Source organism: Paenibacillus sp. SZ31 (genome assembly GCF_012912005.1).
GTDB lineage: Bacteria > Bacillota > Bacilli > Paenibacillales > Paenibacillaceae > Paenibacillus.
Genome location: NZ_JABBEA010000014.1, coordinates 139,597 through 154,245 on the forward strand (window position 1 = coordinate 139,597; position 14,649 = coordinate 154,245).

At 47.8% G+C, this 14,649-nt stretch carries 10 protein-coding genes; 8 read left to right on the forward strand and 2 right to left on the reverse strand.

Annotation, left to right across the window (positions count from 1 at the left end):
- Positions 1-5: 5 nt before the first annotated feature.
- Positions 6-1,781: an SWIM zinc finger family protein gene (locus HF638_RS22650; protein ID WP_169482170.1), complete on the reverse strand. Its 1,776-nt coding sequence runs from the start codon at positions 1,779-1,781 to the stop codon at positions 6-8.
- Between the two features lie 283 nt (positions 1,782-2,064).
- Here HF638_RS22650 and HF638_RS22655 point away from each other — a divergent pair, with 283 nt between their 5' ends.
- Complete coding sequence (locus HF638_RS22655; RefSeq protein ID WP_169482171.1) at positions 2,065-2,883, forward strand: endonuclease/exonuclease/phosphatase family protein; 819 nt, start codon at positions 2,065-2,067, stop codon at positions 2,881-2,883.
- Positions 2,884-3,052: 169 nt separating this feature from the next.
- Here the strand turns inward: HF638_RS22655 and HF638_RS22660 are convergent, their stop codons facing one another.
- Positions 3,053-3,880, reverse strand: a complete 828-nt coding sequence (locus tag HF638_RS22660) for a methyl-accepting chemotaxis protein (RefSeq protein WP_169482172.1) — start codon at positions 3,878-3,880, stop codon at positions 3,053-3,055.
- Positions 3,881-4,250: 370 nt separating this feature from the next.
- Between HF638_RS22660 and HF638_RS22665 the strand changes: the two genes are divergently transcribed.
- The 7 genes from HF638_RS22665 (at position 4,251) to HF638_RS22695 (ending at position 14,103) form a co-directional block, all read left to right on the forward strand.
- A complete protein-coding gene (locus tag HF638_RS22665; protein ID WP_169482184.1) occupies positions 4,251-6,494 on the forward strand; it encodes a glycoside hydrolase family 88/105 protein in 2,244 nt (747 codons plus the stop codon).
- A 338-nt stretch (positions 6,495-6,832) separates the two neighbouring features.
- Complete coding sequence (locus HF638_RS22670; RefSeq protein WP_169482173.1) at positions 6,833-8,173, forward strand: ABC transporter substrate-binding protein; 1,341 nt, start codon at positions 6,833-6,835, stop codon at positions 8,171-8,173.
- A gap of 48 nt (positions 8,174-8,221) precedes the next feature.
- Positions 8,222-9,172: a carbohydrate ABC transporter permease gene (locus HF638_RS22675; RefSeq protein ID WP_248278232.1), complete on the forward strand. Its 951-nt coding sequence runs from the start codon at positions 8,222-8,224 to the stop codon at positions 9,170-9,172.
- Positions 9,169-10,017, forward strand: a complete 849-nt coding sequence (locus HF638_RS22680) for a carbohydrate ABC transporter permease (protein ID WP_169482174.1) — start codon at positions 9,169-9,171, stop codon at positions 10,015-10,017. Before HF638_RS22675 ends, HF638_RS22680 begins: the two co-directional genes overlap by 4 nt.
- Before the next feature lie 28 nt (positions 10,018-10,045).
- Positions 10,046-11,896, forward strand: coding sequence for a cache domain-containing sensor histidine kinase (locus HF638_RS22685; RefSeq protein ID WP_169482175.1), 1,851 nt, complete (start codon positions 10,046-10,048; stop codon positions 11,894-11,896).
- The gene (locus HF638_RS22690) at positions 11,893-13,503 is read left to right on the forward strand and encodes a response regulator (RefSeq protein ID WP_169482176.1); all 1,611 of its coding nucleotides are present in this window, start codon (positions 11,893-11,895) and stop codon (positions 13,501-13,503) included. The genes HF638_RS22685 and HF638_RS22690 overlap by 4 nt, the downstream gene beginning before the upstream one ends.
- 54 nt (positions 13,504-13,557) lie before the next feature.
- On the forward strand, positions 13,558-14,103 hold the full coding sequence (locus tag HF638_RS22695; protein WP_169482177.1) for a GNAT family N-acetyltransferase: 546 nt from the start codon (positions 13,558-13,560) through the stop codon (positions 14,101-14,103).
- Positions 14,104-14,649: the final 546 nt, after the last annotated feature.

Sequence of the window (14,649 nt, forward strand, 5' to 3'; positions counted from 1 at the left end):
TAAGCTCATGAGATCAGTTTACCTTTCCGAAGCTCTTCCTGCAGGGCGCGCAGCCGACTGTTACGAACGGCGAGTGTGGTGATGAATTGCTCCCAGTGCGCTTCTTGCTTCATTTTTTTATAGATTTTGGACAGACGTTTAAGCAGCTTCACCGCTGCTTTGTATCCGTCCCTGTTTTTGTGTCCGATATAACGCTCTACCGCCTGATGATAGAAGGGGAGCAGCAGCTCAGGTGCATCTTTTTCAATTGGTTGCAGCATCGCTACGCGGAATTCGAGAGGTTCCGTTCCCGTACTCAGCTGAAAATCAATCCACCTGCGCCACTGTCCACGCGAATGCATGGCATCCTCGTAGGCTGGGCGGGAGTGGGGAAGCATACTGACAAGCGTGTCCCACATGCGGTTCTCTGCATCGGGCAGATGTTGAATGGCCGAATCCCACAGATGCATGTAATCATTCAAAGGTGTGTTGCGCCGATTCGCCAGAAGGGGTCCAAGTTGTACCAACCAATCCCCAAGCCGCTTCCATTCAGCCGAATCTGCGAGTACATGAAGAAAATGCAACAGCTGTTCTGGCGGGAAACCGTAGGCCGAGCTTCCATGGATGAGTCGCTGCCATGCCTGATCATCTTGTCCCAGATGGAAGTGCATCCAGCTCTGCGCGAGTACCAGCGGCAGGGGAAGTGTTACGGTTTTGCTCGGTCCCTCACTACTACTTCCATTACTTTGAGTGCTACCCAAGACACTTCCACCTGACTGGTGAGGTGTCGAAGCGGCGGTTATACCACGCTCTATATCATTTAAGATAGCCTGTTCCGATGCTAGCATGTCCCGTGGCCCTTGAAGCTCAGGCACAATCCAATTCAACCACAGTTGACGATAGATCGGAGTGAAGAACATCATGCTGGCTGTCTCCGACATCATCTGTTTACGTAAATAAGCCGATGTTTCGGCCAGTCTGTTCCAATGTTGCTCAAGCTTGTTTCCCTTTAGACCTGACAGGTCTAACGCATGGTTAAAGATCCGTTCAATGTCTTTCTGAAGTGCATCCACCGCGAGCTGGGCAGGGTAGCTCAAGTACACGGGGGTATGCGTGATGGAGTTACGAGCCGGAGGCACGCAGAATCGGATGAGGTACAGCTGTACATGAAGTTCAAAAAGTTGGTCCATTGCAGCGGATAGCCTTGGTTTAATGGCATATAGCTCGTCCGTTGCTTCCTGTACGTAGGATGTGCTTGCTGTGCCAGTGCCCAGCCGTCTCAGACAGGAGTGGAATAGTTCGTGCCATTCCGAGATTTCGAGATCGGCAAGTTCTGTTGCACGTTCCTTGACCTGGCTGTATTGGTTGTCCGGAATGTCCGTATCCTGTTGTTCATCGGCATCTGCGTAGCTGGATAGTCCTGCGGACATGGCCCCGACGGGTTTAGTCGTTTGTTTGAGCGCAGTACTGGAGTGCGCATTCACAATCGCATGCACAGGTCGCTCCAGTTGCTCGGCATAACTCATCAATACAGCTGTCATATGTTTGCATACGGAACTCACCGGGCAGGTACAATGACTTGTAGTCAGGGACTGCAAGCTTAGTGTGACCTCGTACTCTTCCGATCCTTGTACAACGGCCGAGATCCCTTGTTGTTCGGAATAGGTTAATGGTCCGACACGTTTCTGTTTATAATATTGGAATCCACGCATGATCGTCAGGTTATTAAAATGCTCTGCAACCTGCCTGATCAACTGTTGCCACTGCGCATCATCCATCCTCATGTTATTCGGTATGTTCATCATTCCATCTCCTGGGGTAAACATAGGTTCAGTAATCACCACGTTTATAACGTGATGTTGTGAATTTGTTGTATCCATCATATCAGTTATGAGTCAATCCGTGCATGGGTTATGAAGAATTTGAAGTTATTTTAGACCAACAGGAGTCAGGATGAACACGTCGGTTCTGCTGGCGGACGACATGCAAGAATGCACCATATTGTGTATGCTTATGGTATGTATTCCTTTCAGGAACGATGCAGGCCGAGGAAAAGGCCATACTACAAACAACAGGAGAGAACATATGAAAATACTTACGTTAAACACACACGCCTGGGCGGAAGAGGATCAACTGAACAAGATCAGTCAACTGGCTGATTTTATTAATACACATCAATTTGATGTGATCTCCATGCAGGAGGTCAACCAATCCATGCAGGAAGCGGCGCTTTCTGAAGAAGAACTGAAGACTTATTATGCCACTGAATCCGACGCTGTGATTAAAAAAGATAACTATGCCTACGTCCTGCTTCAGCAGCTGACAGAGCAATATTACTGGACGTGGATACCCGCCCATGTCGGGTTCCAAAAATACGATGAAGGACTGGCGATCCTTAGCCGGACGCCGATTAAGCAGGCTTTTGGAGAATACGTGTCTCACATGAGGGATTATACCAATTACCGCACACGCAAGATTGTGGGAATCGAGACGGTCGTCCAAGGTGAAGCAACCTGGTTTGTGAACGGACACTATAACTGGTGGGATGATGCGCAGGAACCTTTCAAGGGACAGTGGGAGTTGACGGAGAGCAAGCTTGCCCCCTACATGGACCAGCCATTATATATGATGGGTGATTTCAATAATGTGGCTGAAGTACGTGATGAAGGCTATGATTATATGATGAGCAAAGGCTGGAACGACCTGTATACCACAGCATTGCAAAAGGATGATGGAGCAACCGTGGTGAAGGCCATTGCCGGCTGGGCAGACAATAAACGCGATCTGCGGATCGACTATATTTTCTCCAATCGTCCAATCCAGGCCAAGTCTTCCACCGTGGTCTTGAACGGTAAAAATGGACCAGTCGTGTCCGACCATTACGGCGTTGCTGTAGAGATATAACAGCCATGTGACCATAAACCATAAAGGTGATATCACCTCAAATACGAAAAAAAGCCTCCGCTGACTTCCTGTAAAGGGAAGTGCAGCCGGAGGCTTTGTTGCATTCAAACATAATTTCCTATGTACATGTAATATGGTTTGTTCTTCTTGGTGCTGCGGAACTGGACTACTATTCGAGCGCCAGCATCTGATGTACAAACTTTTTCAGATTCGCGCTTGTCTCACTAAGCTGTTCGATACTTTCCATGAACTCGGTAACAAGCTTGGCCTGATCCACTGTTGCGGTTGTAATCTGACTGATCTCCTGCTCCATATGTTTCATGGAATCTTGCACGCTGCCTAGGGATGATTCGATATCAGCAGCTGCTTGTTTCGTATGATCCGACAACTTGCGTACTTCACTGGCTACCACTCCGAAGCCAGCTCCCTGATCACCAACACGGGCTGCCTCAATCATGGCGTTCAGTCCAAGCAGATTGGTTTGTTCGGATACTTCACGAATAACGTTCGTTACTTTAGATACACTGACCGAGTTCTCTGAAGCTTTCTTGGAGTTACGAAGAATCTCTTCTGAGGTCGCGGTAAGTTCCTCCGAATGTGCTGCGATCTGCTGGATGCCACCGACTAGCGCATTGATGGTCGTTTCATTTTCGCGGATCAGCGTCTCCAGTGTCATATGGCTATCCAGCGCGTAGTTTACACCCAAGATACCAACGACCTGATCGTTTTCCTTAATGGGAATCAAGATGGCATCAAAAGGTCTGCCCTGCAGATCACCAGGCATGCGTGCCACGGTACGGGAATCTCTGTTAGTCAGCATTTTGAAATGTTTATAATCATCATGCAGCTCATCCCCAACCTTCACGCCAATCTCCAGACTTTTTGCTTCGGAAAAATACAATACTTTCTCATGATCATTAATGGATATGGATATGTCGTCACGGAACATTTGGCTAACAAAAGGCATAGCATTTACCAGAGATTCAAGAGTATTCAATGTGCATCTTTCCTTCCCGATACAAAAAGTGGAATTTTTCAATCTAGTATTTATATCGGTAACGTTTTCTCGTTTTTAAACCATTGTTCAAATTTAAGTTAATCTGAAGAGACCAGGCGACTAAATCGAATATAATTGTAAGCGTAATCAAAAATCTGTAGCCACCACCGAACATGTCAGTTATACTGGGATTATTATTCGGCTATTCAGAAGATAACCAAGGGACATACCTATTTCCCGGTAAGGGGATTATGCACCTAGGTTAAGCGCTATACTTTGTTACTGCATATTAGTTTGGTGCCCCAGTGTGGATGGTATGAATGCAATGATATAAGACTTTATTTCAACGGGAGAAGGAAGTGTGCCATCGATGACGACCTATTTCAGTGAACCGCAGAGCATGTATTACCGATTTGGAGAAGATCAGGATCAGGTGCTGAAGGTACTGGCCGAGAGATATATTGGAGCCAATGCACAGGCTGATTTTGTATATCGGGTATTCCAGAAGTCTGGTATTTTGCAAAATGAAAAAGGGCTTTATGATCTGAACCTAGGTAAACGCTTTCCTGATGCGCCAAAAGACCATATTTCCTATGCAGCTGCGCTAGTATGGGGGGATGAGGACCGAAATCTGGATGTGCTGGTCCGCTGTTATGGGCCTGTTCGGTTCTATTTCAATGAGCAGCTGATTTACCGCTCTACGGTAATGGATGAGATTAGTCCTGATGCAACGGTGAAGCTCAGTATCGACATCAAGCCCGGTTGGAACACCATTTGGCTGGAAATGAAAAACACCCCTGCCGGCTTTGGCTGCCAGTTTGGATCAGATGAAGGTAAAGTGCGCATTTTGAATGTATTTGCTCCGTTCCAGGAGAGACAGGGACAAGCCGGATGGGTGTTCTCCCAACCGAACCGAACCGCGAGTACACAACCGGACCTGTTGGGAAAAGAAGCAGATTACAGTTTGAAGTGGCTGCCTGAAACAGGCTGGTCTGATGAGGATGAGACCAAGCCAGCTCTGGAAAGAATATACGGGCATCTTCCTGGACGGCACGCTTATGCTTGGACTCACCTGAACAATACCGATTCAACCGGGAGTCCGGTGCGACTGTCAGGTCAATCTTCCGGTTCTCTGAGTATATGGATTAGCGGCAAGCCTGTGGCGCAAGTGAAGGAAGCGGGTCCGTTCGAGGTGGATGTACCAGCCTCTTTTGGGCGGAGTGACCTGCTTGTCCGAAGTGAATGCAATGATACGGCGGGACCTTGGCATTTTAATTTGAACGCAACCGTGTCGGGCAAGCCGCTCTCACTGGAACTTCCTCAGCGTGTGCATGGTGCTAATGGAGAGTCTTGGTTATATGTTGGACCTTTTGAATCGGTGGTTGAACCGGACTTGGCGGATCTGACTCGAACGGACCGAGTGTACCAAACGGGGCTAGAACAGACGTACTGGCGCTTAGATCGACCGGATGCTTGGATCAGACCTTATTATGAAAATGCCATGTTAAGCAACAAATGGACCGTGGGCAGTGTAACCAATTATGGTCGCTGGGATTATCCATTGGGTGTCACTGTATATGGTCTATTACGGACGGGGCGTTATCTGCAGAGACCAGATATTACGCGTTATGCGGCTGAGCATGTGCAGGCATGTACCCAGATGTATGAGTACTCATTATGGGATCGGGAGCAGTATGGTTTCCCGGCAGTCAATCAACAATTGGTCATGTTGAAAATGCTGGATAACTGCGGTTCTTTTGGTTCAGCTATGCTGGAAGCGTATTCAGAATGTCATGAACCAACGTTTCTTCCGATTGCTGAACGGATTGCGGATTTCATGCTTTCCCGTCTGGAGCGGCAGGAGGATGGTGCGTTTTATCGCACATGCGTGGGGGAGTATGCCGAGAATACCATGTGGGCCGACGACCTCTATATGAGCACGCCGTTTCTCGTTCGTTATGCCCGGGTGACCGGAAACTCATCCGCACTGGATGAAGCCGCCAGACAATTTTTATTATATCGAAAATATCTGTTCATTCCTGAGTTCAAGATTATGTCTCACGTATATGATTTCAAATACGGACAGGCAACGCAAATTCCATGGGGACGGGGGAACGGCTGGACACTGTTTTCCTTGACAGAGGTATTGGAAGCTTTGCCTGCGGAGCATCCTGAGCGCCCGGCTCTAATTGATTTCTTCAACGAGCTGTGTGAAGGGTACGCGGCACTTCAAGGGGAGAGTGGGTTGTGGCATCAGGTGTTGAATGCTCCGCAGACGTATGAAGAAGCCTCCTGCACGGCGATGTTTGCCTATGGTTTTGCGAGAGGTGTACGCTTTGGCTGGTTCAAAGACCCAGAAGCTTACGTCACAGCTGCCCAGCGGGCATGGAAGGGACTTATCTGCAAAGCGATTGATCGTCAAGGGAACGTTCATGGGGTGTGCAGCGGATCACGATATGCGTTTACGGCAGAGTATTATGATCAGGACTTGCGTACCGTCACCAATGACAATCACGGAATTGGCATTATGATGCTGGCAGGAACTGAGGTAGCCAAAATGAAGAATCTTTTGGCTGATCACCAGGTGACTTCACCTGCCGTCACCCATTCCTGACAGACCATAACTATATGAAACACAACGCTGATCGTCGCGCTTCTTCCAACGAGTCTGAGGCCGTAAAAGAGCTGTAATGGAATGATTTCCATACTATCTTTTCCATACCAACCCGTTAACTTCTTCTTAATTAATGCATTAGTCTTGTATCCCCGTAATCATATCTGATACGGGAACATCACCGCCGGGAATGTTATTCCCGGTGGTTTTTGATTCCTGTAACTCCTTACTTTTTTGACAGGAAAGCTTACTTTTGTTTATGTCATGTGCAGCAATGGACCGATACAATAGGTTTTGTAAGCGATTCCATAAATGCAAGAAGGGGAGGAAATTCATTTATGATGATCACGAAAAAGTGGGTAACCCTGTTCTGCCTGTCCCTGTTATTGTTCGCTACAGCCTGTTCTGGAGGGGCCACCGATACACCATCTTCTTCTGGTGAAGCAAGTGGAAGTGAGGGAGATTCATCAGGTAAGGTTGAGCTGCGCATGACCTGGTGGGGATCACAGACTAGACATGATCTGACAACCAAAGTGATCCAGTTGTTTGAAGATAAACATCCGGGAATCACCATTAAGCCTGAATACTCCGGTTGGGACGGTTATTTTGACAAGTTGACTACACAGGTAGCTGGTTCGAATGCACCGGATATCATCCAGATGGATTACGCCTTTCTGACTGACTTTGCCCGGCGTGGTGCCTTGCTTGACCTGACTCCGTTTGCAGAGAGCAAAGAGCTGCGGATAGAGGATCATGATCAGAGCATGATTACAGCCGGTTCGATTGACGATAAATTATATGCAATTACCCTCGGAGTTAACGCACCAGGTGTCATCTATGACGCCACCGTATTTCAGGAATTAGGTATCGCAGAACCACAAGAGAGCTGGACATGGAGGGATTTTGGGGATATTGCGACCAAGATCGCCGCAACCAAAGGGGATGGATTCTATGGATCTGCAGACATCTCAGGTACAACCAACATGTTTGAAGTGTTTATCCGGCAATCCGGGAAAGGATTGTTCGACGGTGGCACGATGACCGCTACCAGCGAGGAGCTTCAACAATGGTTCGATATGTGGGGTGCACTTCGTGAGAATGGTGGAGTTACCACAGCGGAGATAACGGCATCCACAACGAATGCGCTGGAGACACGCCCGATCTCACTTGGAACAGCTGCCATGGATTTTGCGTGGTCTAATCAATTGCTGACATTCCAGCAGGTGAATAAAAACCAGGATCATAAGCTTGGCATACAAGTGCTTCCGCATGGTGTAGATGAGAAACAGATCGGGGAATATCTGAAACCAAGTCAGTTCATCTCCGGTTATGGCAAAACAAAGCATGCCAAAGAAGTGGCCATGTTCATTGACTTTATGGTCAATGATCCAGAAGCTACTGCCATTCTCGGCTCTGAACGTGGGGTGCCAGTCAATTCCAGCATTCGTGAACAGCTGCAGCCTACATTACCGGAAGCAGAGCAAGCCATTTTCCAATTTATCGATATTGTATCGAAGAACTCCAGCGAGATTGACCCGCCATACCCGCAAGGATTTGCTGAAGTGGACACGAGTTTCAAGAGCGCAAGCGAGCAGATTGCCTTCGGTCAAGGTAATACTCCGGATGTGATTGCACAGTTTATTGAAGGAGCTAAGGCTACGCTTGGATCGAGTCAATAAACCGTTGAAACCGTTCCAGACTTCTAATTCTGCGGGGAGGTTGCGAAAATGACTACATCTCAGGTCAGTCAAGCCCGAATCGAGAGTGTAGCTACCCGGCGGGTAAAACGGAGATATGCGCATAATGGAGCCGCGCTTCTGTTCCTCGCCCCATGGCTTGTCGGGTTGTTATTTCTCACCTTGGGTCCCATGTTGGTATCGTTATACATTTCGTTCACCGATTACAGTATCCTGGCCGCCCCTTCCTGGGTCGGTCTGGATAACTACACGACCATGTTTACGTCCGATAAACTGTTCACCAAATCACTCCAGGTAACGTTCACATATGTCGCTGTATCCGTACCGGTCAAATTGATCTTCGCACTGCTTGTAGCGATGTTGCTCAACAAAGGGATTCGAGGGCTCGGTATTTACCGGACGGTGTATTACATCCCGACATTACTTGGAGGTAGCGTGGCGATTGCGATGTTGTGGCGTAAAATGCTGGGTGGGGACGGGTTGCTCAATAGTGTTCTTGCCATGGTAGGAATTAAGGCGCCCGATTGGGTTGCCAATCCGAAGTATGCGCTGTACTCCATTGTGCTGTTATCCGTGTGGCAGTTCGGATCATCGATGATTATCTTCCTGGCAGGGCTGAAGCAGATTCCACCCGAGTATGATGAAGCCTCGGCGGTAGATGGTGCAGGTCCTCTGCGGAGATTCTTCTATATAACGTTGCCGATTCTGTCACCCGTCATCTTCTTCAATCTCGTCATGCAGCTGATTACGTCCTTTCAATCGTTCACGCAGGCTTTCGTCATCAGTAACGGCAGCGGAGGGCCAGTGAATTCAACCTTAATGTACTCTCTGTATCTGTACAAAAAAGGATTCTCATTCTTTCAGATGGGCTATGCTTCCGCGATGGCCTGGGTGCTGGTGATCCTGATTGGCGTATTTACATTGCTCGTATTCCGCAGTAGCAAGCTGTGGGTGCACTATGAGGATGGTGGGAAATCATGATTGGACAACGGAACTCGACAGCGTGGGTCGTCGGCAAACATGTGCTGATCTCTGGCATCGCCTTTGTCATGCTCTATCCAATTCTCTGGATGCTCGGTAGCTCGTTCAAACCGGGACATATGATCTTTACAGAGACCTGGTTCTGGCCGCAGGAATGGAATTGGCAAAATTACATGAATGGCTGGTCGGGAATTCAGGGTAATCCGTTCTCCCGTTTCCTGACCAACTCTGTCGTACTGTCGCTCGGCGCCGTGCTGGGCAATGTCATTTCCTGCTCTATGGCGGCGTATGCCTTCGCCCGACTGAATTTTCGTTTCAAAGCCATCTGCTTCGGCCTGATGCTCATGACGATCATGCTGCCACATCATGTGACGCTGATCCCACAGTATATCCTTTTCAACCACCTGGAGTGGGTGAATACGTATCTGCCCCTCGTCGTGCCGAAATGGCTAGCGACCGACGCATTCTTCATTTTTCTCATGGTGCAGTTCTTCCGGGGATTGCCCAAAGAGTTGGATGAGGCGGCCACCATCGATGGATGCGGTCCTGTGAAAATATACACCAAAATCATTATTCCACTGGCTTTCCCAGCATTGGTCACCACGATGATCTTTACGTTCTTGTGGACATGGGACGACTTCTTTAGTCAGTTGATCTACCTGAGTGACGTGAGCAAATATACAGTGCCGTTAGGTCTGCGCTTGTTCCTTGATTCCAGCTCTCAATCCGATTGGGGTCCGATGTTTGCGATGTCGGTATTGTCGCTGGTGCCATGTTTTATCGTATTTATCGTGTGTCAAAAGTACTTCGTGGAAGGAATCGCAACCTCTGGACTCAAAGGGTAATTCCAAGACGAAACGAGTTGATTTTCGCATGTGGAAAGGAAGATGGTCTTCATTCATTAATCAAAAGCTGCAACAAAGCAAGCTCTCCACATTGATGGTGACTTGCTTTATTGCGTTTAACCTGCTGCTCGTCTCGGTGATCGTCTGGCTGTCATATCAGTCCTTCTCAGCAGTCACCTTTGCCGAGATTAGCAAAGCACGCCTGGCTCTTTTGAACGAGAGCACACGTCGGGGATTTGATTTCATCACAGGGGTAACCGGAACGGCCTATGCTTTGGCTAGCAATCGGGAACTGTCCAATCTGCTCGAAACGATGGAGACCGGAAGACTTTCGCAGATTCATCAACGGCGGGAAGTTTCCCGTATATTGGATCATACGCTGGTCGTCAGTGAAGGCATTACTTCTATAGAGTTGTACACGGATGCATTTAACGGTGTAGCTGTTACCATGCCTGATCGCATATTCCCGGTAGGCACAATATCCGGTGATTCCTGGTTCGATGCACTGGAACAGGCAGATGCAGCATGGGTACCTTTACGCGAGAATGAATCTGGTCAATCGTTAATTGGATACTCCCAGCGAATCTTTGACAGCCGAGGGGGTACGGTTGCCTATGTGCTTATCCGGCTGAGTCGCGCAGATATTGTACGCAGGTTTGCGGATATGCCTATGGTATTGGATGGCAAGGTACTGCTGGTGGATACGGCTGGCAATGTCGTCATGCAAATGGGTGAAGCTGATCCCATCGAGGGATCTAAGTGGCCAGATGACCCCGCTACAAGTGGTGAGGGTGAATACTCTTCTTCTATTATAGATAGTGCATGGATTCAGCAACACGTCCAGCGTGGAGAGGACGGGTTCGAAGTGGTCTCCGGTAAACCCGGGGGCTCTCAGCTTGTTCTATATTCCAGACCAGCGATGCTTCAGTGGCGTCTGGTGCAGACTATTCCTGTTTATATGCTGTTATCCCCTGTCAGACACGCAGGGTGGCAGATTCTTGGCATTGCAGTGCTGGGGTTGTTATGCTCGGCAATACTTGCGTATTTGTTCGTGCGGCGGATTATTCGTCCTCTACGTCAATTGATTAAACGAATGAGACAATTGGAGAAAGGGGACTTCGATACTCGGGTGCAACTTTCGTTTACGGAAGAATACGCCCATTTGGCGTATGGTTTCAATCATATGGCTTCACAGCTCACAACGCTGATGGAACAGGTGAAGGATGAGAGCCGTGCTAAGCGGGAAGCCCAGACGGGCTTGCTTGAGGCCCAGATCAAACCCCATTTTCTATACAACACCCTCGACATGATCCACTGGCGCGCGCTTGATTACGAAGCTAAGGATATCAGTCGTATGATTGTACAACTCAGTAAGCTGTTACGGATCGGACTGAGTGGGGGGAGATTATTTATTCGGGTACGGGATGAGTTGGAGCATGCGCGTTGCTACGTCAGCATTCAGTCAGAGCGTCTACCCTTCTCTATTCAATATCAGGAACATATCGATCCGCGTATTCGCGGTTGTTACATCCCCAAGATCATTTTGCAGCCCTTTATTGAAAATGCTGTTATGCACGCACATCCCGAAGAAGGCACACTTCGAATTCAGGTCCACATGCACGAAGCGGAAAGCACCCACGCGGATATCGTCATTCGTATCACGGATAATGGGCAAGGTTTGCCGGAGGGGTGGAAACTCGAAGAGACGTGTGGCATCGGTGTACGGAATGTACATCAGCGTATTCAGCTGTATTGCGGAAAAAGATATGGCGTTCAACTAAGCGATGGAGAGTTGGGCGGCGTGGAAGTGACCATTACGCTGCCGCGCATAGAGACAGACGAGCAATTAAATCTGTGGCTGGACGGTGAAAAAGGATGAAGACCATTATGCTTGTAGATGATGATCCGCATATTGTTAAGGCACTAACTGAACATATTGATTGGCCTTCCCTGGGCCTCAGCATTGCAGGTACTGCTTCGAATGGCTTGGATGCAATTGATCTTTTTCAACGCATGCATCCCGATCTTGTTATGACGGATGTCTATCTGCCGGGGATGACCGGGCTTGAGATTACGCAGACGTTACGACGTGATCATCCCCATCTGCCGATCATCATCCTCAGTGGATATGACGAATTCGAGAACGCCCGGGCAGCTATGCGCTGGGGGGTAAATCACTTTTTGCTAAAGCCGGCGGAGGTGGAGGAGATTGAGTCTGTGCTGAGGGAGGTATTGCTGGAACAAGATGTGCGAGAGCGGCATGAGCGACTGGAGCAGACGTACAAGCAGGAGGTTGGACGGGTACTTCCGTATTTGCGCAAACAATTTCTTCACGAACTGCTGACTACGCGATATCGGGCAGACGAGCTGCCTAAAGAACGCATGGACTATATAGGCATTCATATGTCCTCCCAGACACGCGCCATTAGTCTGCAACTGAATCGCCCCGTATTTTTGACAAGGATGAAAGAACGAGACTGGCAGCTTCTCCGCTATGGGGCGGCCGATATTATTCTGGAGACAGTGAAAGAGCATACGGCGCGCATGAATGGTCAGGTAGAGATTGTTGATTATTCGGATCAGGTATTTGTGTTGCTTCTATTAGGAGACCAAGAGGATGAGGATCAGCTGGAGGAGGTTTTGCCACTCGTGGAGAGGATGATCGATCAGATCTTTACGTATCTTAAAATCGAAGTAAGTGCTGGAATAGGAAGATCCAAAAGTCACCCATGTGAGGTGATAGATTCTTATCTGGAGAGCCGGGAAGCGGTGGAAACAGCAGAGTTTCAAGGTGGAAGTCGTATCTACCACTATGAAGCTTCAGAGGATACAGAACCAAGTGTGACCGATTATTCGTTAATGCTTCGTCAATGGAATGAGGCTTGGACGGATATCAGACCTGATCTGGCGGAAGAGGTATGGCATCATATTCGCCTTCTGCTGAAAGAGGGTAACTGTGTTGGGATACAGGATGTACAGGTGGTGGCCGTCAGTCTGTTTGACACGTTGATTCATAGTTGGAACCGACTTCACCCTATGTTACCCCAGCCAATGGCGATGAGTGATTTTCTGCGTGAAATTCAATCGAAATATGCTTTGCATGATCTGGTAAGCTGGATGGATCGTATTATCTGCAACTGGCTCGAACAGATACGCAAAGAGATGGGCGAGAAGAAAACCAATAAACTGATAGAGCAGGTGAAACAGTATGTGGAGCTGCATTACGCCGAAGAGATCAGTTTTGAAGCCATTGCCAAAGGGCTATTCGTGCATCCGAAGTATTTGAGTCAACTGTTCAAAAGGGTGACCGGGGAGAATTTCGTGAGTTATTTGAACGGGTACCGGATTCAGCGAGCGTTGGAACTGTTGCAGTCGGGACATTACATGGTATATGAGGTAAGTGAGATGACGGGGTTCCGTAATGCTACGTATTTCAGTCAGGTATTCAAGATGCTTACGGGCAAGAGTCCGTCTGAGGTGGGGTAGAGCAGTAGAGAGTATAGAATATTTAATTTAAGTGGAATAGGCGGATTGGTTCTTATGATTATCGAACAGCAGGATTATTTCATTAAAGGAGTATCTTACTCGATTAGATCGGCACAGGAAAAGGATGCAGAGGCCTTGTCTTCATTTCGTGTACAACTGGACGGAGAAACCGAGAATATGGATCGTGAAGAGGGCGAGGCATATATCGACCCAGCCGGGTTTAGGCGTATCATCCATGTGGACACCGAGAAGTCGCGGAATCTGTTCCTCGTTGCTGAAGTAGCGGGCGAGATTGTGGGATACTCTCGATGTGAAGGCATAGAGTTGAAGAGATTTAGCCATAAGGTTGAGTTCGGTGTGTGTGTAGCCAGAGAGTTTTGGGGACATGGGATTGGCAAGCACTTGTTGAAACAGTCGATGGAATGGGCAGACCAGACTGGTGTTGAGAAGATGACGTTAAACGTGTTAGCATCCAACGAAAAGGCAATCGAGTTATATCAAAAGAGTGGGTTCGAGATCGAAGGCATTTTGGAAAGGGATCGTAGACATGCGGATGGACAGTATTACGACACGATAATGATGGGCAGGTTCAAAGCGTAACAAGTAAAGAAGTGAAGACCATAATCTATTAATATCACTGAAGAGTGAGTACAATTACTATATTCGATATCTAAATAATAGATAGCATTATTCTCCCATATGATATTGTGGTTCTTATTATATAGAACGTAATGATGCTGATCGGTTCTATTCGTAACCTATATTGAGACAGAATAGACTGGCGAGTGTATGTAGGGTATAGTAAGAGGATATTGCCATCGAGAAGAATAGTTTGAAAAGAGATTATTTCAAATAAACGAGAAGTTCAAAGATGGGATATTTTACAAGTAGTAATTATGTTGTGCATATGGTATATTCTATTTCCGGCCAAAAAAACACAAGAAACACAGTGCCGCAAGCAAAACAAATAAGCTTCGAAAGAAACTTGAAAAAAAGAGCTTGCTAAGTTGGTTCGGAAGTGTTATGATATAAAAGTTGCTGAAGAGAACAACGTTCGGCAGCGAAACAAGTTTGATCTTTGAAAACTGAACAACGAGTGAGTAAACATTCTGCTTGCAGAATGAACGCGAAAGTTTGAGACAAGCC

Excerpts from the sequence above, each read along its gene's own strand:
- HF638_RS22665 (WP_169482184.1), top strand. The coding sequence starts at position 4,251 with ATGACGACCTATTTCAGTGAACCGCAGAGCATGTATTACCGATTTGGA.
- HF638_RS22680 (WP_169482174.1), top strand. The coding sequence starts at position 9,169 with ATGATTGGACAACGGAACTCGACAGCGTGGGTCGTCGGCAAACATGTG.
- HF638_RS22695 (WP_169482177.1), top strand. The coding sequence starts at position 13,558 with ATGATTATCGAACAGCAGGATTATTTCATTAAAGGAGTATCTTACTCG.
- HF638_RS22690 (WP_169482176.1), top strand. The coding sequence starts at position 11,893 with ATGAAGACCATTATGCTTGTAGATGATGATCCGCATATTGTTAAGGCA.
- HF638_RS22650 (WP_169482170.1), bottom strand. The coding sequence starts at position 1,781 with ATGAACATACCGAATAACATGAGGATGGATGATGCGCAGTGGCAACAG.
- HF638_RS22675 (WP_248278232.1), top strand. The coding sequence starts at position 8,222 with ATGACTACATCTCAGGTCAGTCAAGCCCGAATCGAGAGTGTAGCTACC.
- HF638_RS22655 (WP_169482171.1), top strand. The coding sequence starts at position 2,065 with ATGAAAATACTTACGTTAAACACACACGCCTGGGCGGAAGAGGATCAA.
- HF638_RS22685 (WP_169482175.1), top strand. The coding sequence starts at position 10,046 with ATGTGGAAAGGAAGATGGTCTTCATTCATTAATCAAAAGCTGCAACAA.
- HF638_RS22670 (WP_169482173.1), top strand. The coding sequence starts at position 6,833 with ATGATGATCACGAAAAAGTGGGTAACCCTGTTCTGCCTGTCCCTGTTA.